The sequence below is a fragment of the Bacillus sp. 3255 genome, assembly GCF_031456485.1.
In the GTDB taxonomy this organism is placed as follows: domain Bacteria; phylum Bacillota; class Bacilli; order Paenibacillales; family NBRC-103111; genus Paenibacillus_E.
Window position 1 is genome coordinate 73,733 of record NZ_JAVDUS010000006.1, and the last position, 25,654, is coordinate 99,386.

28 protein-coding genes are annotated in these 25,654 nt (G+C 46.6%); 20 read left to right on the forward strand and 8 right to left on the reverse strand.

The genetic code is table 11. The features are described 5' to 3' along the window. Nucleotides 1–139 precede the first annotated feature (139 nt). The 5 genes from J2X61_RS11065 to J2X61_RS11085 all read left to right on the forward strand — a co-directional run bounded on the left by J2X61_RS11065 (nucleotide 140) and on the right by J2X61_RS11085 (nucleotide 4,903). Complete coding sequence (locus J2X61_RS11065) at nucleotides 140–895, forward strand: ABC transporter ATP-binding protein (protein WP_310187802.1); 756 nt, start codon at nucleotides 140–142, stop codon at nucleotides 893–895. Next, complete coding sequence (locus J2X61_RS11070) at nucleotides 885–2,744, forward strand: FtsX-like permease family protein (protein WP_310187804.1); 1,860 nt, start codon at nucleotides 885–887, stop codon at nucleotides 2,742–2,744. Before J2X61_RS11065 ends, J2X61_RS11070 begins: the two co-directional genes overlap by 11 nt. A gap of 170 nt (nucleotides 2,745–2,914) precedes the next feature. Further along, complete coding sequence (locus J2X61_RS11075) at nucleotides 2,915–3,139, forward strand: DUF896 domain-containing protein (protein WP_310187806.1); 225 nt, start codon at nucleotides 2,915–2,917, stop codon at nucleotides 3,137–3,139. Between the two features lie 163 nt (nucleotides 3,140–3,302). Then, nucleotides 3,303–3,869: an NADPH-dependent FMN reductase gene (locus tag J2X61_RS11080; RefSeq protein WP_274470054.1), complete on the forward strand. Its 567-nt coding sequence runs from the start codon at nucleotides 3,303–3,305 to the stop codon at nucleotides 3,867–3,869. A 32-nt stretch (nucleotides 3,870–3,901) separates the two neighbouring features. After that, the gene (locus tag J2X61_RS11085; RefSeq protein WP_274470053.1) at nucleotides 3,902–4,903 is read left to right on the forward strand and encodes a type I glyceraldehyde-3-phosphate dehydrogenase; all 1,002 of its coding nucleotides are present in this window, start codon (nucleotides 3,902–3,904) and stop codon (nucleotides 4,901–4,903) included. A gap of 198 nt (nucleotides 4,904–5,101) precedes the next feature. Here J2X61_RS11085 and J2X61_RS11090 read toward each other — a convergent pair whose 3' ends face one another. Next, complete coding sequence (locus tag J2X61_RS11090; RefSeq protein WP_310187807.1) at nucleotides 5,102–6,388, reverse strand: galactokinase; 1,287 nt, start codon at nucleotides 6,386–6,388, stop codon at nucleotides 5,102–5,104. Between the two features lie 158 nt (nucleotides 6,389–6,546). Further along, on the reverse strand, nucleotides 6,547–6,948 hold the full coding sequence (locus J2X61_RS11095) for a VOC family protein (protein WP_274470051.1): 402 nt from the start codon (nucleotides 6,946–6,948) through the stop codon (nucleotides 6,547–6,549). Nucleotides 6,949–7,248: 300 nt separating this feature from the next. Here J2X61_RS11095 and J2X61_RS11100 point away from each other — a divergent pair, with 300 nt between their 5' ends. After that, nucleotides 7,249–7,980: a DUF4253 domain-containing protein gene (locus J2X61_RS11100; protein WP_310187810.1), complete on the forward strand. Its 732-nt coding sequence runs from the start codon at nucleotides 7,249–7,251 to the stop codon at nucleotides 7,978–7,980. Nucleotides 7,981–8,102: 122 nt separating this feature from the next. Here the strand turns inward: J2X61_RS11100 and J2X61_RS11105 are convergent, their stop codons facing one another. Continuing rightward, the gene (locus J2X61_RS11105; RefSeq protein ID WP_274470049.1) at nucleotides 8,103–8,657 is read right to left on the reverse strand and encodes a DUF3231 family protein; all 555 of its coding nucleotides are present in this window, start codon (nucleotides 8,655–8,657) and stop codon (nucleotides 8,103–8,105) included. A gap of 272 nt (nucleotides 8,658–8,929) precedes the next feature. Here J2X61_RS11105 and J2X61_RS11110 point away from each other — a divergent pair, with 272 nt between their 5' ends. Further along, the gene (locus tag J2X61_RS11110) at nucleotides 8,930–9,811 is read left to right on the forward strand and encodes a putative RNA methyltransferase (protein ID WP_274470048.1); all 882 of its coding nucleotides are present in this window, start codon (nucleotides 8,930–8,932) and stop codon (nucleotides 9,809–9,811) included. 60 nt (nucleotides 9,812–9,871) lie between these two features. Here the strand turns inward: J2X61_RS11110 and J2X61_RS11115 are convergent, their stop codons facing one another. Continuing rightward, the gene (locus J2X61_RS11115; protein WP_310187813.1) at nucleotides 9,872–10,525 is read right to left on the reverse strand and encodes a peroxiredoxin-like family protein; all 654 of its coding nucleotides are present in this window, start codon (nucleotides 10,523–10,525) and stop codon (nucleotides 9,872–9,874) included. Between the two features lie 142 nt (nucleotides 10,526–10,667). Between J2X61_RS11115 and J2X61_RS11120 the strand changes: the two genes are divergently transcribed. After that, complete coding sequence (locus tag J2X61_RS11120; protein ID WP_396135432.1) at nucleotides 10,668–11,303, forward strand: TetR/AcrR family transcriptional regulator; 636 nt, start codon at nucleotides 10,668–10,670, stop codon at nucleotides 11,301–11,303. A 15-nt stretch (nucleotides 11,304–11,318) separates the two neighbouring features. Here the strand turns inward: J2X61_RS11120 and J2X61_RS11125 are convergent, their stop codons facing one another. Beyond that, nucleotides 11,319–11,954 carry a peptide-methionine (S)-S-oxide reductase MsrA gene (locus tag J2X61_RS11125; protein ID WP_310187815.1) on the reverse strand — a complete coding sequence of 212 codons (636 nt, stop codon included), beginning with the start codon at nucleotides 11,952–11,954 and terminating at the stop codon, nucleotides 11,319–11,321. On the opposite strand from J2X61_RS11125, the gene J2X61_RS11130 reads away from it, so the two are divergent. Both J2X61_RS11130 and J2X61_RS11135 read left to right on the forward strand, forming a co-directional pair. After that, nucleotides 11,934–12,488, forward strand: coding sequence for a protein-tyrosine phosphatase family protein (locus J2X61_RS11130; RefSeq protein ID WP_310187817.1), 555 nt, complete (start codon nucleotides 11,934–11,936; stop codon nucleotides 12,486–12,488). The two genes, J2X61_RS11125 and J2X61_RS11130, sit on opposite strands and share 21 nt — an antisense overlap. Nucleotides 12,489–12,591: 103 nt before the next feature. Continuing rightward, nucleotides 12,592–13,350, forward strand: a complete 759-nt coding sequence (locus tag J2X61_RS11135; RefSeq protein WP_274470892.1) for a cyclase family protein — start codon at nucleotides 12,592–12,594, stop codon at nucleotides 13,348–13,350. 56 nt (nucleotides 13,351–13,406) lie between these two features. Here J2X61_RS11135 and J2X61_RS11140 read toward each other — a convergent pair whose 3' ends face one another. After that, entirely contained in the window at nucleotides 13,407–14,321 is a 915-nt protein-coding gene (locus J2X61_RS11140) for a hypothetical protein (protein WP_310187819.1), read from the reverse strand. A 140-nt stretch (nucleotides 14,322–14,461) separates the two neighbouring features. Between J2X61_RS11140 and J2X61_RS11145 the strand changes: the two genes are divergently transcribed. Then, nucleotides 14,462–14,914 carry a GNAT family N-acetyltransferase gene (locus tag J2X61_RS11145; RefSeq protein ID WP_310187820.1) on the forward strand — a complete coding sequence of 151 codons (453 nt, stop codon included), beginning with the start codon at nucleotides 14,462–14,464 and terminating at the stop codon, nucleotides 14,912–14,914. Between the two features lie 60 nt (nucleotides 14,915–14,974). On the opposite strand, the gene J2X61_RS11150 is transcribed toward J2X61_RS11145, so the two are convergent. Next, entirely contained in the window at nucleotides 14,975–15,397 is a 423-nt protein-coding gene (locus J2X61_RS11150) for an Lrp/AsnC family transcriptional regulator (RefSeq protein ID WP_274470039.1), read from the reverse strand. Between the two features lie 151 nt (nucleotides 15,398–15,548). Here J2X61_RS11150 and J2X61_RS11155 point away from each other — a divergent pair, with 151 nt between their 5' ends. After that, complete coding sequence (locus J2X61_RS11155) at nucleotides 15,549–16,130, forward strand: cysteine hydrolase family protein (RefSeq protein ID WP_310188062.1); 582 nt, start codon at nucleotides 15,549–15,551, stop codon at nucleotides 16,128–16,130. Here J2X61_RS11155 and J2X61_RS11160 read toward each other — a convergent pair. After that, entirely contained in the window at nucleotides 16,102–16,989 is an 888-nt protein-coding gene (locus J2X61_RS11160; RefSeq protein ID WP_310187822.1) for a LysR substrate-binding domain-containing protein, read from the reverse strand. The two genes, J2X61_RS11155 and J2X61_RS11160, sit on opposite strands and share 29 nt — an antisense overlap. A gap of 130 nt (nucleotides 16,990–17,119) precedes the next feature. Here J2X61_RS11160 and J2X61_RS11165 point away from each other — a divergent pair, with 130 nt between their 5' ends. The 8 genes from J2X61_RS11165 (at nucleotide 17,120) to J2X61_RS11200 (ending at nucleotide 25,379) form a co-directional block, all read left to right on the forward strand. Beyond that, the gene (locus J2X61_RS11165) at nucleotides 17,120–17,794 is read left to right on the forward strand and encodes an O-methyltransferase (RefSeq protein ID WP_274470037.1); all 675 of its coding nucleotides are present in this window, start codon (nucleotides 17,120–17,122) and stop codon (nucleotides 17,792–17,794) included. A 409-nt stretch (nucleotides 17,795–18,203) separates the two neighbouring features. Then, complete coding sequence (locus J2X61_RS11170; RefSeq protein WP_274470036.1) at nucleotides 18,204–18,554, forward strand: DUF2294 domain-containing protein; 351 nt, start codon at nucleotides 18,204–18,206, stop codon at nucleotides 18,552–18,554. Between the two features lie 266 nt (nucleotides 18,555–18,820). Then, a complete protein-coding gene (locus J2X61_RS11175; RefSeq protein ID WP_274470034.1) occupies nucleotides 18,821–19,918 on the forward strand; it encodes an ABC transporter substrate-binding protein in 1,098 nt (365 codons plus the stop codon). Nucleotides 19,919–19,990: 72 nt separating this feature from the next. Next, nucleotides 19,991–20,923 (forward strand): nucleoside hydrolase, encoded by a 933-nt coding sequence (locus tag J2X61_RS11180; RefSeq protein ID WP_274470033.1) that lies wholly within the window; start codon nucleotides 19,991–19,993, stop codon nucleotides 20,921–20,923. Between the two features lie 27 nt (nucleotides 20,924–20,950). Continuing rightward, the gene (locus J2X61_RS11185; RefSeq protein ID WP_274470032.1) at nucleotides 20,951–21,772 is read left to right on the forward strand and encodes an ABC transporter permease; all 822 of its coding nucleotides are present in this window, start codon (nucleotides 20,951–20,953) and stop codon (nucleotides 21,770–21,772) included. A 4-nt stretch (nucleotides 21,773–21,776) separates the two neighbouring features. Beyond that, the gene (locus J2X61_RS11190) at nucleotides 21,777–22,565 is read left to right on the forward strand and encodes an ABC transporter permease (protein ID WP_274470030.1); all 789 of its coding nucleotides are present in this window, start codon (nucleotides 21,777–21,779) and stop codon (nucleotides 22,563–22,565) included. Between the two features lie 15 nt (nucleotides 22,566–22,580). Continuing rightward, nucleotides 22,581–23,642, forward strand: coding sequence for an ABC transporter ATP-binding protein (locus J2X61_RS11195; RefSeq protein WP_310187824.1), 1,062 nt, complete (start codon nucleotides 22,581–22,583; stop codon nucleotides 23,640–23,642). Nucleotides 23,643–23,663: 21 nt separating this feature from the next. Then, nucleotides 23,664–25,379 carry an adenine deaminase C-terminal domain-containing protein gene (locus tag J2X61_RS11200; protein ID WP_310187825.1) on the forward strand — a complete coding sequence of 572 codons (1,716 nt, stop codon included), beginning with the start codon at nucleotides 23,664–23,666 and terminating at the stop codon, nucleotides 25,377–25,379. Nucleotides 25,380–25,654: the final 275 nt, after the last annotated feature.

Consider the following 25,654-nt stretch of genomic DNA (forward strand, 5'->3'; position numbering starts at 1 on the left):
GCTTCTCGTGCATGTTCTTTTTGCATCCTTCGAACCTTACAACAATGTAAGCTTCGAGTAAGCAAGATGAATCGCTCATAGGGAGGCGGCGAGGTAAAGTGTAGATAGATGAAAGTTATGATACAAAGGAGTCGTCGCAATGGACATGTTAACAGTCAGTCATGTGAGTAAAACCTATGGCAAAGAAGTGCTGCATCATGCTTTAAATCAAATCAGTTTTTCCGTTGAACCCGGGGAATTTGTGGGCGTCATGGGACCATCGGGCAGCGGCAAAACGACATTGTTAAATATGATTTCGACGGTCGACCAGCCCACAGCAGGAGACATTCTAATTAAAGGCCTCAATCCGTTACAGTTGAAGGGAGATCAATTAGCGCTTTTTAGACGCAGGGAGCTTGGCTTTGTCTTTCAAGATTTTAACCTGCTGGATACGTTAACCATCGGGGAGAACGTGGTTTTGCCCCTTACGTTGGACCGGATCCCGGTGATGGAGCAGGAAAGTAGACTGAACGCTATTGCCAAAACACTGCGTATTGATCACCTGCTGGGCAAAAGAACCTATGAAGTTTCCGGAGGCGAAGCACAGCGAACGGCGATTGCTAGAGCCATCATTCATCATCCTTCTCTCCTCCTGGCCGATGAACCAACCGGAAATTTGGATTCTAAATCAGCAAGAACCGTCATGGAGCTGTTTGAGAAGGTCAATAAGGAACAGCAGCTGACCACAATGATGGTAACTCATGACGCTATGGCAGCCAGCTATTGCGATCTGATCATCTTCATTAAAGACGGCACGATCTACAATGAAATTCACAGCGGTGGGAGCAGGGTGCAGTTCTACCAACGAATCCTGGACGTGCTTTCGCTTTTAGGAGGAGCTTCGCATGGAGTTTAAGCAGTTCGCGGCGAGAAATGTCCTGCGCAACGGAAAGGCATATTTCGCTTATTTCTTAAGTACGTTGATCTCCGTTACCTTATTTTTCTCTCTGACTACGTTTATTTTGCATCCCGATAAAGGAACATTCAAATCCTATATTCAAGTATCTCTTATGGGAGCTGAAATAATTGCTTACTTATTTTTGTTTTTCTTTGTCTTTTATTCCATCAGCGTATTATTGAAAAAGCGGTACAAGGAGTTCGGTACCCTATATATGCTCGGCATGTCAAGGAAACAGCTTCTCAAGATGATTGCCATAGAAAATATGATCATCAGTACCGCGGCAGCCATCGGCGGCATCTTAACAGGTTTGGTTTTCTCCAAACTGTTCCTGATCATCATCGAGAAGCTGCTGAGGCTTTCTTCCTTGCCGTTTTATTTCCCGGGAAAAGCGATGCTAATCACGCTCGGATGCTTCCTGCTGCTCGGTGTATTCGTCTCTTTCTTCACATCTTGGATCGTGAAGGACCAAGATATTTTACGTCTGCTTAAAGCAACGAGGGCTCCTAAGAGCATTCCCAAGTTTTCCAAAGGGATCGCGGTCTTCGGCTTCCTTCTGCTGATTGGCGGATATGCCTTATCCTTGGTTCCGATCAAGGAGAATCTGGAGAAATTCATTTTAATGATTATCGGCATGGTCGTCATAGCAACGTATTTGTTATTCTCGCAGTCCAGCGTTTACGCGATCGCATTATTAAAAAAGAACAGGTTCTTTTATTTACGAAACACGAATCTAATCTGGGTATCCAATCTGTTCTATCGAATACGTGACAATACCCGCATGTTTTTCATCATTACGATCACATCGACAGCTGCTATTATCTTGAGCGGCGCTTCCTATGTCTTTTGGGCGAATACCTTCAATCAAATCGAAGAGCGGTATCCGCTGGCTTTCACTTACCAAACGCTAGGTAGTCATCCTTCCGCCTCAGAAGAAATCCGCTGGATTGAAGAACAGCTGCAGCAGCATCGTTTTCCCTATGAAGAAATAGTGATAGATACCAAATATGTTTCCCAAGAGGACGGGGCGGCATTACCGGTAATCAAAGCAAGCGTTTATAATCAACTCTCCAAGCCATTAAACTTGAAAACCGTTGCTCTTCGGGAGCAAGAAGCAGTCATCATCGTTCCACCCGAGGAAAACGTCGGCGTTAATCATTTAGTCATTAAGGGAAACAGCATCCCTATAACGGAAGAAATACGAGCAAAGCTGTTTCAAGATCAATTTCATGCGATATATGTTGTTTCCGATAGTGCATTTGATCGACTTGTATCTTCGGAAGAAGTTCAGCCCCAGTATCTGTTTGACGTAAAAGATTGGTCTAGCACTTATGTCGTCTATGATGAATATGAGAAGAAGTATGGAGATAACCAGAGCGTGTTATTTGTGTCCAAATCTCATGTTTATGAAACGGAAAAAAGAGCTTACGGCACGATTATGTTCTTATCCGTATTCTTAGGCACCATCTTCTTCGTGGCCTCAGGCAGCTTCATTTACAACAAATTTTATATGGATCAGGAAACGGACAAACAGAAGTATAAACAATTGCACAAAATCGGTGTAACGTGGAAAGAAATGAGAAGAATGGTTTCGATAGAAATCGGCGTACTGTTCTTGTTCCCGTACATCGTGGCATCGGTTCATGCCGCCGTTGCGCTAGGAACTCTGCAGAGGCTGTTTAAGCTGGAAGTCGGCGCCGCCGCGGTTACCGTGATGGGCATCTTCCTGCTCCTTCAGATCGGTTATTTCTTATTCATTAGAAGGAATTACTTGACTGTGATCAGAAAGCATTTAAGCTTCAGTTGAAGCGGGTATAAACTCCACAGCAGCAGCCGTCATGATGCGGTTGCTTTTTTCTTTGAAATCGAAGTGCGATGAATAATCTTTCAGATAGCTATTGACAATTATCTTTAAATCAGTTATCTTTAAATTAAGATAAACGAAATTAAGATATCGACTTCGAGGAGGTAAAGAACATGATTCCAATTTTGAACCGAATTAATGAACTAAGCAGAATTGAGCGCAGCACAGGCCTATCTGATACCGAGAAATTGGAACAGGCAGAACTCCGGACGCAGTATTTACAGATTTTACGCGGGCAACTATTCTCGACGCTGTTGGGAGTCTCTGTAATGGATGAGTTAGGGAACGATGTGACGCCGAAAAAGCTTATTGCCCAAAAAATAGCTAATACTCAATAATTCACGCCACATATCTTAATTTTAAGAATGTTGAAATAGAGATAACTTGGTGGTTGGCATCCTGCCAGGTTAACAGCGGCGGTACGCTTATCTAAAGTTACCTCACACGAACTATGGAAAGTATTGTATGATTATTTTGAGATTGAATTCTGGAGGTTGTTTGATGTCTAAAAGGATAGGGATTATTGTAGGAAGTTTGAGAGAAAACTCGTTCAACCGAATGATAGCAAATACGATACCGGACCTTGTAGATTCTGCAGCATATGAAAACATATCGATTGCTAATTTACCTTTGTATAACGCGGATTTGGATCATGGGGACGGGCCGGATTCAGTTAGGCATTTTCGCGAGGCATTACAGAAGACAGATGGTCTTCTCATAGTTAGCCCAGAGTATAATTCAGGCATACCGGGTGTATTGAAGAATGCCCTGGACTGGGCATCGACACCAACCAAAACGGCTGTCTTAATTCATAAACCTGTAGGTGTGATAGGCGCAACACCTGGCGCCAAAGGGACGATTCTTTCGCAGCAGCAAATCAGGCAAACGTTGGATGCCACCTTGTCCTATGTGATGCCAGCTCAGAAAATGTATATTTCGCAAATCACAGATAAGATTGATTCAACTACCCGCAAGCTCACAGATGAAACGACTCGCAAATATGTGCAGCGGTACGTTCAATCATTTGTGCAATGGATGGATCAGGTACAACGGCTGAATGAGCAGTAAGATTAACTAATCTAACATATATGGAGGCTATTATGAGTAAAATTGCGATTTTTGGATTTGGACGTATCGGAAGACAGCTCCTTCGGGCAGCTCTGCAACAAAATTTGTTTACACCCTATTCGATATCAGATATTAAAGACGAATCTACGCTTGCCGCACTTTTTGAAGTGGATACGAATTACAAGCGTTGGCATGAGCAAGTATCTGCACATGAAGGTGCAATCGTCATCGGCGACCGTGAGATCCGGTTCTTAAATTCGGCCAGCGAGTTACCCAATTGGGGTGAGCTTGGCGTTGAGCTGGTCATTGATTGTACCGGACGAGCCGTTACGCGAGCCGTAGCCGAACTGCACTTGGAGCGAGGGGCCAAAAGGGTGCTTGTCAGCGGTCCGAGCAAAACCTTAGACGATTGCGACGCCGTCTTACTGAAAGGAATCAACTTAGAAAGCTTCGATCCGGAAAAGCATAAAATCATAAGCATGGCGAGTTGTACGACCAATGCGCTTGCACCGGTTGTCAAATTGGTCAGAGAAAACTTTGGCATTAAATATGGATTATTCTCCACGGTGCACTCGTATACGAACACGCAATCGTTAACGGATCAGCCGATGAAGGATCGCCGCGATTCATGGGCCGCCGCCGAGAACATCATTCCGTCGTCCTCAGGTGCAGCCAAAGCGCTGAAATTCATTTGGAACGACCTGCAAATCACAGGCAAAGCCTATCGGATTCCGACCCGTACGGGAAGCATCGCGGAGCTTAATTTGATAACGGAACAGCCGTGCACGGTTCAAGAGATTAACGATATGTTCCGAAAAGCGGCAAGAGAAGGCGAATTGAAAGGTGTTCTTGATGTATTGGAAGGGGAATGGGCTTCGTCCCGTATTGTAGCGGATCCACATTCTTCGATTATTGACTTGCCATTGACCCAAGTACAAGGTGAACTATTGTCCGTCGCTACTTGGTATGACAATGAATGGGGTTATGCTTCTCGGTTAGCTGAAGTAGCCGCTTATCTTGTTGCAAAATCATAAGCTGGATAATGGATGACGAAACGGATGCATCTAAGATCGTATGCGCGGAGCCGAAAGTGGCAGCCCGTGCATGCTTGGGTGCATCTTTTTCGTCTATACTCGGCTTGAACAAAAAAAGCATGCTCCCCTTACGACAGGTGAGTTATAAATAACCTTTGGCATAAGGGAAGCATACAATCGTTGATTAAGCCAAGGAACCTATAAGAGCGTATTCAAGCAGACCGCACCGATTTCGCGTACCCGGATCTTGAACACTTCCGTTCCAGTCGTACGCGCGATGAGTTCCCGGTATTCCGCTACCGCCGCATGTGGCAGAACGGCGAGAATGACGCCGGCGAACCCGCCGCCGTGTACTCTGCAAGCACCATCGCCTAACCGGTCGATGAAACGTTCGGTAATGGCGAGCGTAAGCGCAATCCCCTGTTCGCGCGACACCGATTCTTGGTAGATGTTCTGCAGCCATTTCCACGAGGAATTCCCTGAGGCGGTAATATACTTCAGCACGTTCTGCCACTCGCCCGCCTGAATTGCTTCTACCTGCCGCCCTACGCGGTCATTTTCATCCAGGAAGTGGAGCGCCCGCAGTACCGCGCGATCTCCGGCAGTTTCACGGAGTTCCGCGAGCCGGCCGTAGATCATCTCTGCCGTCAAATCGCGACATACCTCTACGCCGAAGGCTTGCGCCACCGCCCGCATCTCGTTCGGAATCGATGCATAGTCCTTCGTCAGGTCAGCATGATTACCGCCGGTGCTGACGATGACAAGGCTGTAGCCTGCAGCTTCGAAAGTACCTGGAATACGCTCGATCTGAGGCTCTGTCGGCTCCTTAAAGTCGATTGTGATCATACCGCCGTGCGAGCAGGCCATCTGGTCTAGCATTCCTGACGGCTTGTTCCAATAAAGATTCTCGGCATGCTTGCCGATGCGCGACATCATGACCGCATCCATCTCTCCGTTGTTATAAAAGGTACTTAGTATCTGGCAGACCAGAACTTCGAAAGATGCAGAGGAGCTGAGACCTGATGCCGGAAGCACGTTACTGCTGACGTATGCATTGAATCCGCCGATTCGGTACCCGTGCTGCTGGAAGCCGTGTACGATACCGCGAATCAAAGCAGCCGTCCCGCGCTCGCCTGACTGAGGCTCTAGATCATTTAGATGGATGACTGACATGCCTGGATACCCTTCGGAAACGACGGTAATCACTCCGGTGTCCACGGCTGCTGCAGCCGCAATCGTATCTAACTGAATACTAGCCGCCAGCACCTTTCCATTGTTATGGTCCGTATGATTGCCGCCTATCTCGGTGCGACCCGGAGCACTGAAGTATTTCAAGGACTCTGTACTTCCATATTGGGTACTGTATCCTTCCTTACACCTCCTGTACCTGTCGATCTGTCCCTCTCGTTCTTCGCTACCGTACATCTGGTCCAGTAGCTGTTGGGCCTGAGCCGAATGAAAAAGCTGCTCGAATTGATCGTTCATCGTGAATGTTCCTCCTAGTTCTAACAGTTTGTGTTAGTAGTTATCATGTCCATTGTACCGGAAGGCAGCGCTCACAGGTAGCATATTTATGAAAGTCATCGGAGGCACGTCCATCTAAAAACGCCGGTAACCTTAAGCAGGTGACCGGCGTTTCCTTATTAGCGTTTCGGCATTTTGCTCTGATCCATGTACAGCAGGTTCCAGCGGTGACCGTCCAGGTCGGCAAATCCTGCACCGTACATCCAGCCGTCCGTTTCGCTCGGCTTGCCAAAGATGCTTCCTCCGGCAAACTCTACTTTTTGAATGAAGGCATCTACTTGTTCTCGGCTTTCAGCGCCAATTGAAAATATGACTTCTGCGCTATGGGAAGTATCTGCGATTTTTGAACCTGTAAATTTCTCGAACGCCGCATCCGGGAACAGCAGAATCGTTGTTTGGCCGATGGCAAGCTTGGCTCTCTCGTTACCAAAACTCACTGCATGTAATCCAATCTCATTGAAAAAGGCAGTTGACCTCTCAACATCTTTGACCGGCAGGTTAATCCAAATCTCCTGTGACATGGCGGTAGCCTCCTGGAATATAATCTCAATGGAAAATAATCTCAACTACACCTATTATACTCTACTTCTGGCAGCAGAAGCGAATCTTGTATAGGGGGCTTGGATGCGGCGTCTGCTGGATTTCGCGTCGGCTACGAAACGGGCAAACGGGCAAACGGACAGGATTACGTGATATCGTGTTGAACTTGTATGGCATAACCAATAGAGATATTAAGGCATTGAGAGAACCACGAAACGGTGAACGATTAATGATATTGTTAGACCTATACCTATAGATTTAATTTAGGAGGTTAATTAGGCGTGGGAATATTCGATAGGTTCAGGAAAAAAACGGAAAAGAAGGATAGTCTAAAAGAGATCATTTCTAAATTAGGCTGTGAGTGTCAAATTATTCGAGAAAACGATGTTCAAAGAATTATGACTAAGTACCAGCAAGCTCTAATTAAGGGAGAAGACGAAGGATATACGCCTCTAATAATTATTCCTTCTGAGATTATGATTGAAATCGTTGATACCATGACTGATAAGTATCGTAGAGAATCAATCATAGCCAAGGCGAATGATATTGATGCAATAGAATTATTAAAGAAACGAATTGATGAAGTCATGCCTGAGGAGGAAGAGTACGACATCATTGGTGAGTTTTCTATAGAGGAACAGATGAATGATTTTATGTCAATCGAAAATGTGGGTAATCAGACTATAATAATTGCAAAAATCCCTGCAATTAAACCTTGGGAAGTGGCCGCTTGGATACCGATGGGCGGATTTAATTCTTGTCCTTTACCAGAGGAGCAAGTTGCAGTGTTCAAATACTGGTATGAAAAATATGGAGCCAGACCAGGATTAGTCACTCATGATGTTTGGGAATTACTTGTTGAGAAACCGCCTAAAACACAGGAAGAATCAGAATTTCTAGCTTGGGAACAATTTGGGTTTTGTGGTGACATTGTTTGGCAAGGGGTGGGAACAGTAAATTCTCTAGCAGGATTACTTATTAATTCCCCACGATGGTATTTTTGGTGGGACTAAGAACATTGTTAATACACTGACGGTAAACTTTAGTTCATAACATTGATAAAGGGGCAATAGGATACAAACGCAGAAGGCTCCTCTTCAGATCGTCTCTAAAGAGGAGCCAGTATAGGTGAATCTCAAGTTTGTGAGTGCTCGGAACCGGGTGGAATGAATAGCGGAGGTATTTTAATCCAGCCGCGAGTTCGCATTAATTGTTTTAATTTAGCCCCCAGCATGACTTTTTCGGCCTGGAATTGAAGGAACATGATGCCAAAATCCGTGCGAATCGATTCTGCATTGGCACTTGCCGCACGGATAATCAAACTGGCTATTTTTAAAGATAACTCATTGGCCAGCACTTCATCCTTCAATTTCACACCAAGCGGGACACTGTTAGGATCCGAGTTGGGCATATCTTCATGAGCAGGCGGTAAAGTTATTCCTTCTTTCAGCATGAAGGTATAGAGCTGTTCCCGTTGACTTTTGTTGAGTTCCAAATCTTGTTTCAGCATGTTTTGAAGTTCCGTGTCATTCGTGGTATTCATACCGGATTGAACCGTTACTTTGGCCAATTCAAGTCCCGCCAAGTAAAACCAACAAGCCATGACCTCTCCTACATGAAGGGGTTGAGGCTTTTTTTCATCCGTTAGCGATTTAATCGTATCGATGGCTGATTCCAATATATTAGTCATTGATTCAACTCCTGATATGTAATGATGTCGAAAGTTATTTTTTGCAAGGAAAGGTTTTTTTATTCAATTCTCTTACAAGCTGAAACATGCTAATATAAGAATGTTTTAATGGAGGACAATGAAGGAGCGTTAACCCATGATCATCAAATTCATTCGTTTACGGTAATGTAAGGTGCAGCTCACATAACCCAGCTTTTTTTTACAAAAATGGCTAGGGCTTATTTGACTGTGCCTTTTTTCATTCACCTAATACGAATGAAAGGGTGCTTTTTGTGTTCGAAAAAAGTAAAAAGTTGATGAGCGCTGGTAAAATTGAAAGCTTTCAAGAGATATTTATTTGCCCCTTATGTAAAAAACAGATGCAAATGATCCATTTACGAAGTCTAGTTTGCAGCAATCAGCACTGTTTTGATATAGCAAAACAAGGATATATGAACCTGCTGTCCCGAGCCAGTAATACAAAGTATGATCAAAAAATTTTTGAAGACAGAAGGGTGATCAGCAAAAGGGGTTTATTTAATCCCTTACATGCTGCGGTAAGTGACATTATTAGGAGTCAACTCCCGAGCTATGAACCTATAAGCATACTGGATGCAGGTTGTGGGGAAGGCACTCACTTAAATAACATACTAATAGAAATAAAGCGGAAAAAACTAAACCCGCTATTGGCTGTAGGAATTGATATTTCAAAAGAGGGGATTCGTTTGGCTGCAGCCGAATATTCGGATGTGATTTGGTGTGTCGCGGACATTGCGAACTCCCCATTTGCAAATCAGCAATTCAAATTCATTCTAAACATTCTTTCACCGGCAAATTATTCAGAATTCCAGAGATTGATGACGGATCATGGTTTGGTGATTAAAGTCGTCCCTGAACGGGATTATCTGAAAGAACTAAGAGAAATCTTCTATCAGGGATCCGATAAACAGGTTTATTCAAATTCACTTACAATTCGTCATTTCAGCGAGCAGTTCAAGTTGTTAGATGTTGCAAGCATTCGCTATCAAGTAAACTTGAGTGGGCCCTTAATCGAACCTTTGCTCGGCATGACGCCGTTATCCTGGGGGACTTCCAAGGAGCGCATAGAAAAAATCGCACGGATGAATCTGAAACAAGTTACTATGGACTTTAAAATTTTGATTGGAAAGAGATAGAGCTCAAATGCATACAAAGAAACGGCAGTTGACAAGACTGCCGTTATTTAATTTGAACGATCAATACCCGCCGTTCATTTTCTTCAATAGATCGATGATTTCCTCCGGTTCCATCCGCTTCATGAAATCCGGATCGACGTAGGCGCGACGCACGATATGCTCCTTATCGATGATCAACGTCGCCGGAACCGGCAGTATCCAACGGTCTGTGTTATTGAACCCGGTGAGATCCCGTCCAAGCTTTTGATAGGTGTGCTGAAGATAAACGGGCAATTCAAACAAAAGGTTGTAGCTCTCGGCGACAAGGCCGTTCGGATCGCTTAGCACCTGGAAGGTCAGCTCCTCTTTCTCCTTCTGGGATAGCGTGTTATCAGGGCTTTGCGGAGAGACGGCAATCAGCCTGCCGCCGTACTTCTCCATCTCAGGCAGTAATTGCTGGTAGGCTCTGAGCTGAATATTGCAGAACGGACACCAGCTGCCGCGGTAGAAGGCCAGGACAACCGGCCCTTGGGCAAGCTCGTCATACAGGGTGATTGGTTCGCCGAGCGGATTGGTCAACGTGAAATTCGGAGCTTGGGCCCCTTCCTTCAGGCCGAAATCGATACCGGATTGCTGCTGCTCCTTCACGAGCCGTAAAATATCAGCCTGAACCTCTGCAAGTACTCTTGTCATAAAGCCCGCTTTTTGCTGATCCAATTGTTCTTGAAGCGTCATGGCACAACTTTCCTTTTTTGTGGACATTAGAGACGTGACAACACCCATATAAACATATTAGCAAAAGATACCATGTGGTATCTTTTTTGATTTTATCACATCCCGAGCGGAAGGCAAGAGTGTAATCCTAAATTTTGTTATAATGATTAAACAGAATCTCACTCGTAGGGGAGGATATATGAAAAAAGGGGAAAAAACACGGGAACATATCATCATGAAATCCGCGCAGCTTTTTAACCAACAAGGATACGCCGGTTCGTCATTAAACGATATTATCGCCGCTACCGGGATCCAGAAGGGAGGAATCTATCGCCACTTCAGCAGCAAAGACGAAATTGCCCTGGAAGCCTATCAGTATGCCGCCAGTGTTGTAGGCAGGAGTTTAGCCGAAGCGATTAGTAAAGAGGAGTCCGCAGCGGGCCGACTGCTCGCATTCTTCCGTGTATATGAGGATGTTGTGAACAATCCCCCATTCATAGGCGGTTGCCCCTTACAGAACACAGCCGTAGAGAGTGACGATACACATCCCACATTGCGTCAAAGAGCCCAACACGGTCTACACGATGCTTTGGACATGATGAAGCGGATCATTAATGAAGGGATACAAACAGGGGAATTCAAAGAAAACCTAGATATGGACGCATTAGCCTCGTTTGCCTTTTCGTTATTGGAAGGCGGCATTATGCTCAGCAAGCTGGAAGGAGACAACAGATACATGAAAATGAATATGGTCAGTTTCTCTTCCTACCTGGAGCAATTCTGCTCGAAGATCCATTGAACAACCCGGTTGCCCTCACCATTTTATTTGTTTGATTAGCTGGATGATCTCTTCTTGTTCCTTACCGCTCATTTGCCAGGTCCGGATTTCATTGATAATTTTCTCCAAATTGGTATAACCTTTAGCCAAACCGTTTAAGCGTGCAGCCAAGGTGGCATTCGTCAGTTCTTCATCGGTGGGAAGGATCGTTCTCAGTTTTTCAACCGCAGCTGGATACCGTTTCAAATAATATTTCTGATGTCGATCTGCGGCAGGATAAAAAACGGTAAAAGGAGCAATCTCGGTGTCCAGTATTCCTTGGCCTTGTTCCTCGATGCTTCTCTTGACCTCCTGGATGACATCGTTCTGTGTGGAATCTCGAAATAATATCAAGGATCTATACTGTCGGCCTTTGTAATCGTTGATATTCAATGGATTATGGTTGCTCCAGAACACATTCAACAGGGTCTCCAAACTTACGATACCAGAATCGAAATCCATTTCGACCATTTCGCTATGGTCTCCTAGATGCCGGTAAGTCGGATGATCCGTCGTCCCTCCGGCAAAGCCTACACGCGTTCTTATGATGCCGGTTAATTGTCCGAACAAAGCGTCAGGGCTCCAGAAGCAACCCATACCCAATGTTAAAGTTTGAATTGTGCCATCATTCATCTTGGCCACCTCCATATTCATCATACCATTTGGAAGCTCGATAATGAAAACGGAGAAAACAGCTTGCTTAGAAAACCCAAACTAAAGGAGAATGACATGCCAAAAAACTATCAAAGCCTCATTGACGATAAGATCTTCTTCGGCGGCGCTGCGGACGTTGCAGACATGGTGAAAAACGAAAACGTGGAAGTGATTGTAGATCTACGCGGCGAAGCGACGGAATGTGCGGATCCAAACGCTAACGTAGAATGGATTAAAGTCCCGCTGGGAGACAATGCACAAGGTCCCCAAGATGAATGGTTCCAGAAAGCGATTAACCATGTGGTTGAAGCCTACAAAAGCGGTAAGAAGGTTGGCTTTCACTGCGGCGGCGGCGGCGGCCGGGCCGGCGCGGTGGCTGCTGGAACCCTCATCACTTTAGGGATAGCGAAAACCCTTGACGAAGCTGAGGCCATGGCAAAAAGCATACGTCCAAAAGTAAATATTAAGCCTCCGCAGCGTGAAGCTCTAGAGAAAATATTTGACGGGAATTGATCATTTTCTTGGGAGAAGAGGCCATCCCGCAAGGGTGGAGGTTCTGCAATTGGATGATTATGCTATAATGGGCTTGAATCGGGAGACAAGGGAGGAACCAATGATGAAGCTTATCGACTTAAGCGTGCCGATTAGCCCGCGTATCCGCGAGCCTTTACCGGCGAAGATCGAGTATTCGAACCATGAGGCTGGGGCACAGCAAGCGGCGGCGGCACTTGGGCTTAAGCAGGAGGATTTTCCGGAAAGTAAAGCGTGGGCGACGGAAACGGTAACCCTGAATACGCATGCGGGTACTCATATCGACGCACCATGGCACTACTGGCCAACTTCGGAAGGGAAAGAGGCAAGAACCATTGACGAACTGCCGTTAGAATGGTTTTATTCCGACGGGGTCGTGCTCGATTTCAGCACGAAGCCGCCGGGTTACGAGATTACGACGGATGACTTGAAAGCCGAGCTGAAACGGATCGCGTACACGTTGAAACCGTACGATATTGTTCTCATCCGGAGCGATGCGGACAAGCGGTTGTATCACGAGCATTATGCGTTCCTTCACGCCGGTGTATCGGCCGAAGCTACGCTTTGGCTGCTGGATCAAGGCATCAAGGTAGTCGGTACGGACGGCTGGGGCTGGGACATCCCGCTCAACCTGCAAGCGGAAGCTTACAAGAAGCAGCCAAGGGAAGGTGTCCTGTGGGCCGCACATTATGTCGGCAAGGACCGGGAATATTGCCAGATCGAGAAACTGGCCAATTTGGAAAAAATTCCGAAGCCGTTCGGCTTCAAAGTATGCTGCTTTCCGGTCAAAGTGGAAAAGGCGAGTGCGGGCTGGTCACGCCCGGTCGCAATCGTAGAGGAATGAATTTGTTATGAAAAAACCAGCAAACCCTTGAGTTTGCTGGTTTCTTGTAATTCATATTACGGTGTTAAATAATGATCATGGATGTATGAAACCAGTTTCCCAATCAATTGACCTTTGAACGAATCAGGCACTGATTCGCCGCTAGGATTCGTGTACGTATAGAAGTTAGTTTCAATTTGATATGTAAAACCAAGATTTTCCAGGAAGTCCTGAACCTCAACCGGCAGCTGATCGGATCCTGTTTTTTGCTTGTAGTAATCTGTAACACCAACATTTATATCGACGTCACCTTTTCCTGTAAGAATAACGAAGATATCTGTAGGAGTTTGAGTGATCCATTGTCCTTTTGAGAAAAGAGATATACGGGCTTTGGCTAATGAATCAATTCCATTCAGATTAACACCGAATATTTCATTAATCATCCATCTGCTTTCCGATCCGGAAATTTCTTTGCCAAAGGATTGAAGGAATTTGTCCATAACGGCGACTTTGGCCATAGACATGATTTTGGCATCGAGTTCTGTAGATGAAGGATCAATATGCAACGATTTACGGACGCCCTCCATGATGTCTGCAGGGTAGCTAGCCATGATATTTCCTTCCCCTTTCGCGGAGATGGTATCCAGACTTATGTTGAAAATATCATCTACAGCTTTTCTTATGACTTTCCCTTTTGCTTTATTATGTTTGGATGCAAGGTAGATATCCATGACTTCTGTTTTTGACATTGTGTTAATCTGACGATCCATCTCTGTCGAATTTGGCTTAGCGCCTAGATAGATTCTAACTGCCTTCATCACTTCAAACGGGTATTTGTAGATCGGTTGATCGGCAGAAACTGAGGATGTTCTCTGGTTTCTCTGGAGGGACGAATTCGCTGAAACGGTTTGGGTGAAGGTTGGAACTGCCGCCAGAATGACTGCAAACGCAAGTACTGCCGCCTTTAGCATATTTCCTGCTTTGTTTTTCATATCAGTTTCTCCTAACTGAAAGCTTATATGTGTTACTGCCACAATTCATGGTACCTCAATATTGAATGGAGAGCAAAATAAAGAGATTGCTAGGCACAACCCGATCATCTTGCTTTTTACCAATCTAGAAGGAGAAAGAAATGAACATCAGAAAACTGAATTCGAACGAAAATTATCCAATGGAATTGTTATTATTAGCGGACCCATCCCGAAAGCTCGTAGAGGAATATGTCAAAAGAGGGGAGTGTGTTGTAGCCGAAGAGGATAACCGAATAATTGGTACTTATGTGCTTTTACCTACAAGACCTGCCACGGTTGAATTGGTGAACGTTGCGGTTACGGAAGATAGGCAAGGACAAGGTCTAGGGAAGCAGTTAGTCTTACATGCCGTCCATACAGCCAAGGAGAAAGGATATCAAACAATCGAAATTGGTACAGGGAATTCTGGCATTGGACAATTAGCCCTCTATCAAAAGTGTGGCTTTAGAATTATTGGTGTGGATGTGGACTTTTTCATTAGACACTACGAAGAAGAGATCTATGAGAACGGAATTCCGTGTAGGGATATGATTCGATTATCTCAAGACTTATAAGTTTATAAAGCAAAGGCAGCCGAACAGATCGGTTGCCTTTTTTGGAGTGTAATCCTGCAGTTAGCGAAAGCTTTTGTAGTCAACTGGGGAAGAGAGCTGGATATGTGTAGACGATTTGCCATAGGGCATGGCATTGTCGATAAAAGCTTCCAAAGTTTGTACCGATTCGGTGACAAGTTTAACAAGGTAGCTGTATTGTCCCGCAAGTCGATGACATTCCATCACTTCTGGATGCTCCTTACAGAATTCTGCGAAAGCTTTGCAGCGTTCCGTCTCAAATAAAATGTAAGCTGTTACCCGTTTATTAAAGGCTTCCGCAGATAGCTTCGCCCGATAGGCTTCGATGACGCCACGATCCTCAAGCTTTTTGACGCGTTCAGCAGTCGCTGGGGCTGTGAGGCCAACGCGCTGGCCTAGCTCCGTCATCGAAATGCGCGCGTTCATCTGAAGTTCCAACACAATTTTAAGGTCAACCTGGTCCATGAGGGCCTCCTTTATTTTAATAAGTATATCCTCGCAAATTCCTTGCTTTCATAAGTCGATTCATTAAAACACATTCATATCCTTGTGTAAATGAGCTGATCTTTTCGGTAGAATGATTGCATTAACTTACGGAGGTAGCAAAACTGTGACGATGAGCTTGATAGCACCAAAAACACCCTTACTCATGATTGATGTACAGAAAGCATTTGACGACCCCAAATGGGGGGAACGAAATAATAAGGATGCAGAGGATAATATGAAGGTATTGCTGAAAGCTTGGAGATCTTCAGGGAGACCCGTCATGTTCGTTCAGCACGTATCGCCAATAGAATCATCGCTTTTTTATCACAATCAACCAACTTGCCAATTCAAAACGGGGATCGAGCCGATGGGTGGAGAGCACATTTTCCTTAAGAACGTGAACAGTTCATTCATTGGCACTAATCTAGAGCAAGTACTTAGGCAGATGGCGTGTGAGCAAATAGTGATCGTAGGGCTAACGACGAATCATTGTGTGGAAACGACAACCCGTATGGCCGGCAATTTAGGATTTAATCCTATCCTTGTCGAAGATGCTTGTGCGACATTCGGTCGCAGCGGACCTGATGGAACCTATCACACGCCAGAGAACATTCACGAGATGACTCTAGTGAACTTGCATGAAGAGTTCGCACAGATTAGTACAACCAGCGATGTACTTGCGATCATAGATTATCACGAATCATATGGATAAAATTCATGGCAGAAGCAGATAATGGCTCGTTTCTGCGCGTGCAGATCGCAATCGAATTGATGAGGTTGATTCCATCGACATGAACCCGGCATAGCTGTCCGCGCTCAACATGTTCACGTACAACTAATGACGAGACGAAGCTTGCGCCGTAACCCGCGATAACGGCCGTTATCGCTTCATATAGCCCGTTGAATTGCAAAGAGATCGTCGGCGTGGGGGAATTGTAGGTCCGGCAGAGAGATAATAATCGTTCTCTCGTCGAACTCCCCTCCTCACGCATGACAAAGGGTTCTTTCATCATCTCGGACAGAGAAACCCGCTGGTTGGCATAGCGATGAGCAGGTGCGACGACAAACCACAGCTCGTCCTGAAACAATTCTTCGGACTGAATCGTATCCGGGTATACCTCGGGGATTCCCCCGTAAATGGCGATATCCACGTGCGCATGCAACAGCTGCTTCAGAGCATCCGTTGAATTCGTCGTGGTAATCATCATTTCAACCAGCTCGTATTGTTGTTTGAAATTGGCGATCCAGACAGGCAGCAGGAAATGAGCGGGCAAATAGGTTGCGGCTATCCGAATGCAGCCCTTGACCCCGTTGCGGTAATCCTGGGAGAACTGTTCAATTTGTTGTTCGACGGCAAAAAGCCGTTTCGCCAGATTAGCAATCTCGCTCCCGGCTTCGGTTAAGGCTACGCCTCTGCCTTGAGGTTCCAGCAGTGTGAGACGCAGCTCTTTCTCGAATTTTTTGATTTGGGCGGTAATGGCAGGCTGGCTTATATTCAGCTCTTTGGAGGCGCGTGTCACGCTTCCGGTCGTAGCGATGACATGAAACAAGCGTAAGGCATGGAGGTTCATTGCGATCTTCCCCTGTCTCTGCGACTTATACAAATAATATATAAATAGTCGTTAATCTTATATTATATTTATGATTATAACTCCTCTATACTGATAGCAGAAGTACAAAAGAAGAGGAGACGTGATCGGAATGAATCAAGCCAACGTATGGGAACATGTAGACCAGTATATTACTCAGCAATTGATTCCGCAGGATAATATTCTGGAGTCCGTTCTGCGAAGCAATCAACAGGCAGGATTGCCGCCTTATGACGTTACGCCGAATCAAGGGAAATTTCTCAACCTGTTGGTTCGCATGCATGGCTCCAAACGGATCTTGGAGATCGGTACTTTGGGCGGATACAGTACAATATGGTTAGCCCGAGCGCTGCCTGCCGGGGGCCAGTTGGTCACCTTGGAGCTGGATCCGCATCATGCCGAGGTGGCGCGGGCCAATCTGGCGCTCGCTTCGTTGAATGAACTTGTCGAGCTTCGGGTCGGCGATGCGTTGGAACAATTGGCACGGATGAAAGACGAGGGCGTCGCTCCTTTTGATTTCATTTTCATAGATGCCGATAAGCCTAATAATCCTAACTATTTGCAATGGGCGCTTCATTTCTCGCATCCCGGTACGGTCATTCTTGGCGATAATGTCATTCGTGATGGTGAAATCATTAACGAACATACGGAGGATCCGCGTGTGAAGGGGGTAAGAGCGTTTTATGAATTGCTGGCCGATGAGCCGCGGATCACGGCAACCGCCATTCAGACTGTCGGAAGTAAAGGATATGACGGGTTCGTCATGGGGATCGTGACAAGCGCGTAAACGAATCGATCAAATTTGTTGCGGCATCATGTATAATTCGTTAATTCAATGGCCATACTATCATTTATTGCGTTATGAATGGAACGGGAAGCAAGACTGATTTACCGGATAATGTTCGTTATATAAAGTGTATCCATTGTGGAATTGAAAATGAAATGAAGTATCGCCTGCAATTTGTTGAGTTCTCCTTTCAGGTAAAACGCAAGCAAGAAGCTGAAATTGATGGTTTCAGCTTCTTTTTTTTGTCATGACATTCGGAAATCGAGCGGTTTTTGAATGGCTGAAGGTAAATGCAAGCATGATTCAGATAAAATCACGAACGATTGTCTTGATAAATTCGAGAAATCTCTGTATTATGAATATAGTTGCCCCACATACTTGTTTATTATTTGTGTTTGAAGGTGATATCATGTCCTTGCCGGATGATTCGAATGAATTTAAGAAGAAGCTATGTCACCTGTATAACGAGATATCCAAGGAATTATTCGGTTTTGGCACAACGCTGCTCAAGGTATCGATAGAACAGAACATCATTACCTTTCATGCCAAGCATCGCCGTTCACCGCGCTCTACTGCTTTGGAGGGCGAGGCCCCGACGCTGAAGCACGAGGTCGACTTCTATATGTCCTCGATCTATAAGAAGCGAATCCGGGAAAGGCTGGAGCAGGAACTCGGTTTGTCCATGGAGGCGGTTTTAAGAGACTATGATCCACCGACTCAATGGGCCATAACGAACATTATTCTCAAACCAGCGAAATAGTCAGATGTCGGTTATTCTCTTTTGATCTATCTTAAGAGCCAACCGGTTCATATCCTTAGACAGATGTCTCTTTACATTGTTTACGATGGAAAGTGCTCTTGTTAGAAGTTTTTCTTCTACCAAGGGCACTTTTCTGTTTTTTTATAGCTATAGCTGGGAACAAGGCGGATAGATCTGCCGATGACAAGGGTAGAATATTAGTAAAATTTTACACGGGATTTACGCATCAAACTATATATGAACAAGAAATTGGGAGGTTGTTGAAGATGAAACAAAAAATGCTTCGAGGTTTGATTTCTTTATCAGTAGTAGGTTTGGCGTTGACGGGGTGCGGAACTGCGCCTTCGCAAGAACAAGGGGGAGCCAGTACGTCAGCGGCATCGCCTGCTGGAGCAGCCAAAGGGGAGCCTACGCAATTGGTTATTTCTACTTGGGGGTTCTCGGATGATTTCTTCAAGAAAGAAGTCTACGCACCGTTTGAGAAAGAACATAATGTGAAGATTGTCCTGGAGATCGGGAATAACTCCGAACGTTTGAATAAAGTGAAACAAGGCACTTCCAAAGTGGATCTTATCTATTTATCCGATTATTATGCCCAACAAGGGATTGAAGCGGGATTGTTCGAGAAAATCGACCGCAGCCGCATTCCGAATTTAAAAGATATCTACGATATCGCCAAAGCTCCGCTCGGAGAGGACTACGGTCCGGCTTATACGGTAGGCCGTTTGGGGATTGCCTACAGCCCCAAAGCAGCGGGCAAAGAGATCAAGTCGTGGAGCGACCTGTGGAGTCCTGAACTCGCGAAGAAGCTGACGATGCCTAACATTACGTCCACGACGGGGCCGATGGTCCTGGATGCGGCATCTTTGGTAGCCGGGAACACGACGTTCAATGAGGATCAAGCTTTCGCCAAAGTGAAAGAATTGAACAAAAGCGTCGTGAAGTATTACGGCCAAACGTCCGAATTCGTCAATATGTTCTCCCAAGGTGAAATTGCCGCCGGCCCGATTATGGAAATGTACGTGAAGGATCTGAAGGCGGCCGTGCCGGATACGAAGTTCATCTCCCCGACCGAAGGGGCCTATGCCATCATGAATACGGTCAACGTAGTCAAAGGAAGCGCGAATAAGCAGCTGGCGGAAGATTTCATCAACTGGCACTTGAGCAAGGAAGTTCAGGAGAAATCGGCGAAGGCCAAAGTGGATTCACCGGTGAACACGACGCTTCAACTCTCGGCTGAAGATGCGCAAGGGATTACTTACGGCGCCGATGTCGTGAGCGGGCTGCACAAATTGGATATGAAATTCGTCAATCAGCATCTCAAATCGTGGATTGACCGCTGGAACAAAGAAGTCGCTCAATAAATACATGCACACAAGGGTATATGAACAGGATATACCCTTGTTTTTTCAAATGGACTAGAAGGGGGCACAGTCATGAAAAAAAAGGTCATCCTCGATGTGGATACGGGAATCGACGATGCGTTAGGCATTCTGCTCGCCGTCCGCAGCGGAGAGATGGATGTGCTTGGGATCACGACGGTGAACGGCAACGTCTCATTGGACCAAGCAACGAAGAATACTTGCAAGATCCTGCAGCTGCTTGGCATGGAGCATGAGATCCCGGTTATCAAAGGAGCGAACAAGCCTTTGATGCGGGGAACTTTTTTCGAGCATCGCGTTCATGGTCATGACGGGCTTGGCGGCGCATTAAGCGATATGCCGGTTCATATACAGGCTGCAGAAGGGCATGCCGTTGATTTCATCATCGACCAAGTGAAGCGCCATCCGGGAGAAGTCACGCTGGTCATGACAGCACCGTTAACGAATCTGGCTTTGGCTGTTATGAAGTATCCTGAACTCGTTCATCAGGTACAGGAAGTCATCGTGATGGGCGGCGTCGTCCAAGGCTTCGGCAATGTAACCCCTACGGCGGAATTTAATATGTACGTCGATCCGGAAGCCGCCAAGATCGTCTGCCAAGCGGGTTTCCCGGCGTTAACGCTCGTTGGGTTGGATGTAACCCGGAAAGCGCTGCTGACAGAGGAGCATATCCGCCAGCTCGGGGACTCGCCGATTGGCCGGTATGTCAAAGAAAGCACAGCGGCGTATATGGAGCGTTACTATGAACGCAACGGAGTTAGAGCTTGTGCCTTGCACGACCCGCTTGCTGTCGGGGTGGCACTGAATAAAGGGCTGGTTACAACCAAACAGTATTATGTTGATGTTGAAACGCGAAGCGAGCTCTGCGACGGGCAAACGGTCTGCGATTTCCAAGGCCGTCTGGCGCGAGAAGCTAATGTTCATGTGTGTTTAGAGGTATCGGCCGACGAATTTCTCCAACTTTTCATCCGCACGCTGCGTGCTTAGCGAACCTTAGGAACAGGAGTAAGCTGCATGAAAAAAACGTACTTATATTTGCTTTTGCTGCCGGGACTTTTGTTCCTGACGGTATTCATGGTAGTCCCGATCCTTCTGACGATAGGTTCAACTTTTTTTGACAAAGGGTCATTTACGTTCGGTGGCTACATGAATTTCTTCAAAGACCCTTATTTTCTTAAGATCGTGTTGACGACGCTGCGTGTCAGCCTCGTAACCACGCTGCTTTGTATCTTGCTGGGCTTTCCGGTCGCTTATTACATTTCTAAGCAGAGTCCGAGAATGAAGGCGGTTCTGCTGGCCTTAGCGATATTTCCGCTGTTGACGAGCTCTGTGGTCAGGTCGTTCAGCTGGATGATCATTTTGGGAAAAAAAGGATTGCTTAATAATGTGCTGCTTGCCATCGGTCTCATTCAAGAGCCGCTTGATATTTTGTACACGCCGGCAGCGATGATGATCGGTCTGATCCATTTGTTCCTGCCGCTCATTCTGATTACGCTGGTCGGCGTTCTTGAGAATATTGATCCGGATCTGATCAAAGCGGCGGAGAGCTTGGGCGCTAACCGGTTCACGGCCTTCGTCAAAGTCATCGTGCCGCTCAGCGTGCCGGGCCTAATCATAGGCAGTATTCTTGTTTTTGTCGGAAGCTTGACGGCGTACACGACGCCTGCATTGCTCGGAGGCAAGCAGCGGGTCATCTCCACCTTCCTCTATCAGAATGCGATTACGCTCAACGATTGGTATCTTGCTTCCGTCATCGCCGTCATTATGATCGTGATCACCTTCGTCGTCATCGCACTGATGAACAAGCTGGCGACCAAATTAAATCCGAAGGGGTAGTAATATGCGGGAAAAGAATCGAGGACTGGCCTTATTTACGTTTCTTGTCTATGTATTCTTGCTCGGGCCGCTCGTTATTATAGCTTTTGCTTCATTCGAGCCGGGAAGCGTATTGAAATTTCCGCCGACAGGATTCTCGTTGAAGTGGTACCGCAACATTCTGGAAGTCAAGATGTTCATGACGACCGCGGTCACCTCTGTCATCGTATCGCTGATCGGCAATCTGTTCGCTCTGCTGCTTGGCATTCCGGCCGCCTATGCGTTAAGCCGGTTTTCGTTTAAGGGGAAAGAGGCGCTCAATGCCGTTTTTATTTCTCCCGTGCTTATTCCGGGTATCGTGCTGGGGTTCACGATGCTGAAGTATTTGATCGTCACTTATCACCTTCCCATCTATGCAGCCTTGCTGATCGGGCACACGGTGATTATGCTACCTTTCATTATTAGAGTCATTGCCTCGAGCTTGGCGAATTTCGATTTTGCCATTGAAGAAGCGGCATTAAGTCTGGGCTCCGGCCAATTGAAAACTTTTTTCACAGTCGTTCTGCCGAACATCAAATCCGGTATTATTGCGGCGATTCTGATTGCCTTCCTGGAATCGTTTAATAATGTCGACATCTCGGTCTTCATGACAGGGCCGGGGGTCAGCACGCTGCCTATCCAAATGCTGACCTATGTGGAGAATCATTTTGACCCGACGATTGCCGCTATTTCGGTCCTGCTCATGATCTTCACCGCGGTACTTATGTTCATCATTGAACGGTTGATGGGATTATCCTACTTCACCAAACGATAACGGAGGGTTACATCCATGGCATTGCTTACGCTGGAGAATATTTCTGTAGCCTATGATCAGCAATATATTTTGAAGGACTTCAACTTGCAAGTAGACAAAGGAAACTTGATTTCGCTGCTAGGGCCAAGCGGTTGCGGCAAAACGACGACGTTACGGCTCATCGCCGGATTCCTGGAAGCTAAGGCCGGCAAATTCGCTTTAAACGGCAAAGATTACACACGCATCCCTGTTAACAAGCGCAATTTCGGCTTCGTTTTCCAGAGCTACGCCTTGTTTCCGCACTTGTCGATTTATGATAATGTCGCCTTCGGCCTTCGCCTTCGGAAGGTGAGCGGCGCCGAGCTGGATCGTCGTGTCCGGAAGATTCTGGATGTCGTCAGCTTGTCCGGATTCGAGAAGCGTTATCCGAAAGAGCTCTCGGGAGGCCAAAGACAGCGGGTAGCCATCGCCAGAGCACTAGTCATCGAGCCCGAGCTGCTGCTCTTCGACGAGCCCCTAAGCAACCTGGACGCCAATCTGCGCATCAACATGCGGGTCGAGATCCGGCGGATCCAGCAGGAGCTGGGGATCACTACGGTCTATGTTTCCCATGATCAAGAGGAATGTTTCTCGATCTCGGATCAAGTTGCCATTATGAATAAAGGGATTATCGAGCAATTAGGCGCACCGGCGACGATTTTCAAATATCCGAAAACAGAGTTCGTTGCCAGATTCATCGGGTTTACGAATTTCATCACCTTTGATACAAGATTTGATACCAACGAACATATCGCCTTGAAGGTGAAAGAACGCATGTTCACGGTAACGAAGGATGCCGGTAAAGGCGAGCAGCTTGGCCTGAAAGGGGCTATTCGCCCGGACGACGTGGGGATCGCACTGCCTGCCGAAATCGAGGATGGGCCGAATCGCTTGACGGGCCGTGTGAAGGTGAGCACCTTCTTGGGGAGAAGCTATCAATATGTCGTTGAAACGCCGCTGGGAGATTTCACCGTGAATAAAGAGATGGAAACTCCGTATGCGAACGGTCAAGAGGTAGGGCTTCATTTTCCAAGCGAGAAATTGGTATTAGTTGAGTAGTGTACTTGGAGGTTAAGACATATGCAAGTAGATTTGCTGATCGAGAATGTACAGATATACAATAGCTACTTCAAGACATTCATTAAGGGCAACGCCGCCTTGCTGGATGGCAAGTTTCTATATATCGGGAAGAATGGCGCGGACACGTTCGAAGCGGCCGAAACCGTAGATGGGGACGGGCGTTACATGATCCCCGGTCTCATTGATATCCATCTGCATATTGAAAGTACGATGGTCACGCCGGAGACGTTCTCCTACGGTCTCATTCGCAACGGTGTGACGACGATCGTGCCGGAGCCTCATGAGATCGCCAACGTGTTCGGTCTTGACGGGGTTAAGGAATTCATCAAGGCCAGCAAGAATTGCACGGCGGATATGTTCTATGCCATTCCAAGCTCGGTACCGGCCACTTCGATGGAAACGACCGGGGGCTCGATCGAGATTGCGGATCTGGATGAGCTGCTGCGGACGGAGCGAATTATTTGTTTGGGCGAGATTATGAATTATGTTGACGTGATCACGGATCCGGACTGCAAAACGAACCAAATTCTGCGCCATATTCGTAAGAATTATCCTCATCTCATTATTGAGGGGCATGTGCCGAAATTATTGGATCTGGATTTGCACCGGATGATCTACAGCGGGGTTGATTCCGACCATACGCACCAGACGATTGAGGGCATGGAGGCCCGGATCGCGGCAGGTATGTTCATTGAGATTCAGGAGAAATCCATGACGCCTGAAGTGATGGCGTATTTGATGGAGCATGAGGTGTCCGAGCATTACTGCTTTGTAACCGACGATGTGATGGCAGATTCGTTCGAGCGGAGGGGGCACTTGAACCATATTGTCCGCAAAGCGATCCGGATGGGCATGAAACCGGAGCATGCGATTTATGCCAGTACGCTGTCGCCGGCCAAAAGAATGCGAATGTATGACCGCGGCGTGATTGCGCCGGGCAAAATCGGTGACTTTCAATTAGTAACCGATCTTGATCATTTGACGATCGATCAAGTCTTCAAGAACGGACGCAAGGTCTATGATGTTCAGGAGGCGTACACGTATACGGCCAGCTCTCCAGCTTTTCCTGCGCATTATTATGAGAGCGTCCATATGCCGCTGTTAACGGAAGCCGATTTCGCTGTCAAGGCGGAAGCGGCGGATGGCCGTTATGCTTGCCGCGCCATGATGGTGAAGAACGGCTCAACGTTCACGGAAGAACAGCACGTTGAGGTGGATGTTCACGCGGGGGAGCTCCGCTGGCAGGGAAGCGGCAAGGGACTTATTGCTACTTTCGAACGCTATGGGAAAAACGGCAACCGCGCTTACGGTTTGATTGGCGGCGATACGATTAAACGCGGCGCAGTGGCGACGACCTATTCCCACGATAATCATAATTTGCTCGTTGTCGGACACAATGCCCGCGATATGATGATCGCCGCCAATGAAGTGATTCGCAATCAAGGGGGCTTCAGCGTCGTAGTGGATGGCAAAGTGATCGCCGGTCTGAAGCTGCCGGTTGGCGGGATTCTGACCGAAGCGCCGCTCGAAGAGGTTGCGTCGGAAGTGGAACAATTGCGGAAAGCGATGGAGTCGTTAGGCTATAGCCATTATAATCCGATCATGTCCATCAGCACGCATTCACTGCCTGTCAGTCCGGCTTTGAAAATTACCGATTTCGGCTTAATCGACGTGAATCAGGGGGCTGTCGTGCCTCTCCTTATCAATCGTATATAATCCAGCAGGAAGCTGCTGCGTCAATCGCGGCTTTTTGCGTTGAATCCGGATGAATTCTATAACAATCTGACCGGTAACTATGAACCTATGCCTACTAAGGCGGGGTATCCCCAAGAATCACGATTTACGTTAGGCATATCCCCCGAATATGCGATTGATTCCACAGGCAATATACTTATTTATGATAGAATCAGCGCGAACTTAAGGAAAATTAAGGTGTTCGAGCCATAAAAATAAACCTTCCGAAAGGAAGGTTTATTTCTATGGGTATGCCC

Excerpts from the sequence above, each read along its gene's own strand:
- J2X61_RS11180 (WP_274470033.1), top strand. The coding sequence starts at position 19,991 with ATGAAAAAAAAGGTCATCCTCGATGTGGATACGGGAATCGACGATGCG.
- J2X61_RS11080 (WP_274470054.1), top strand. The coding sequence starts at position 3,303 with ATGTCTAAAAGGATAGGGATTATTGTAGGAAGTTTGAGAGAAAACTCG.
- J2X61_RS11135 (WP_274470892.1), top strand. The coding sequence starts at position 12,592 with ATGAAGCTTATCGACTTAAGCGTGCCGATTAGCCCGCGTATCCGCGAG.
- J2X61_RS11190 (WP_274470030.1), top strand. The coding sequence starts at position 21,777 with ATGCGGGAAAAGAATCGAGGACTGGCCTTATTTACGTTTCTTGTCTAT.
- J2X61_RS11185 (WP_274470032.1), top strand. The coding sequence starts at position 20,951 with ATGAAAAAAACGTACTTATATTTGCTTTTGCTGCCGGGACTTTTGTTC.
- J2X61_RS11115 (WP_310187813.1), bottom strand. The coding sequence starts at position 10,525 with ATGACGCTTCAAGAACAATTGGATCAGCAAAAAGCGGGCTTTATGACA.
- J2X61_RS11175 (WP_274470034.1), top strand. The coding sequence starts at position 18,821 with ATGAAACAAAAAATGCTTCGAGGTTTGATTTCTTTATCAGTAGTAGGT.
- J2X61_RS11195 (WP_310187824.1), top strand. The coding sequence starts at position 22,581 with ATGGCATTGCTTACGCTGGAGAATATTTCTGTAGCCTATGATCAGCAA.
- J2X61_RS11070 (WP_310187804.1), top strand. The coding sequence starts at position 885 with ATGGAGTTTAAGCAGTTCGCGGCGAGAAATGTCCTGCGCAACGGAAAG.
- J2X61_RS11140 (WP_310187819.1), bottom strand. The coding sequence starts at position 14,321 with ATGAAAAACAAAGCAGGAAATATGCTAAAGGCGGCAGTACTTGCGTTT.
- J2X61_RS11105 (WP_274470049.1), bottom strand. The coding sequence starts at position 8,657 with ATGACTAATATATTGGAATCAGCCATCGATACGATTAAATCGCTAACG.
- J2X61_RS11095 (WP_274470051.1), bottom strand. The coding sequence starts at position 6,948 with ATGTCACAGGAGATTTGGATTAACCTGCCGGTCAAAGATGTTGAGAGG.
- J2X61_RS11090 (WP_310187807.1), bottom strand. The coding sequence starts at position 6,388 with ATGAACGATCAATTCGAGCAGCTTTTTCATTCGGCTCAGGCCCAACAG.
- J2X61_RS11075 (WP_310187806.1), top strand. The coding sequence starts at position 2,915 with ATGATTCCAATTTTGAACCGAATTAATGAACTAAGCAGAATTGAGCGC.
- J2X61_RS11125 (WP_310187815.1), bottom strand. The coding sequence starts at position 11,954 with ATGAATGATGGCACAATTCAAACTTTAACATTGGGTATGGGTTGCTTC.
- J2X61_RS11155 (WP_310188062.1), top strand. The coding sequence starts at position 15,549 with ATGAGCTTGATAGCACCAAAAACACCCTTACTCATGATTGATGTACAG.
- J2X61_RS11165 (WP_274470037.1), top strand. The coding sequence starts at position 17,120 with ATGAATCAAGCCAACGTATGGGAACATGTAGACCAGTATATTACTCAG.
- J2X61_RS11145 (WP_310187820.1), top strand. The coding sequence starts at position 14,462 with ATGAACATCAGAAAACTGAATTCGAACGAAAATTATCCAATGGAATTG.
- J2X61_RS11200 (WP_310187825.1), top strand. The coding sequence starts at position 23,664 with ATGCAAGTAGATTTGCTGATCGAGAATGTACAGATATACAATAGCTAC.
- J2X61_RS11120 (WP_396135432.1), top strand. The coding sequence starts at position 10,668 with ATGATTAAACAGAATCTCACTCGTAGGGGAGGATATATGAAAAAAGGG.
- J2X61_RS11150 (WP_274470039.1), bottom strand. The coding sequence starts at position 15,397 with ATGGACCAGGTTGACCTTAAAATTGTGTTGGAACTTCAGATGAACGCG.
- J2X61_RS11065 (WP_310187802.1), top strand. The coding sequence starts at position 140 with ATGGACATGTTAACAGTCAGTCATGTGAGTAAAACCTATGGCAAAGAA.
- J2X61_RS11160 (WP_310187822.1), bottom strand. The coding sequence starts at position 16,989 with ATGAACCTCCATGCCTTACGCTTGTTTCATGTCATCGCTACGACCGGA.
- J2X61_RS11170 (WP_274470036.1), top strand. The coding sequence starts at position 18,204 with ATGTCCTTGCCGGATGATTCGAATGAATTTAAGAAGAAGCTATGTCAC.
- J2X61_RS11085 (WP_274470053.1), top strand. The coding sequence starts at position 3,902 with ATGAGTAAAATTGCGATTTTTGGATTTGGACGTATCGGAAGACAGCTC.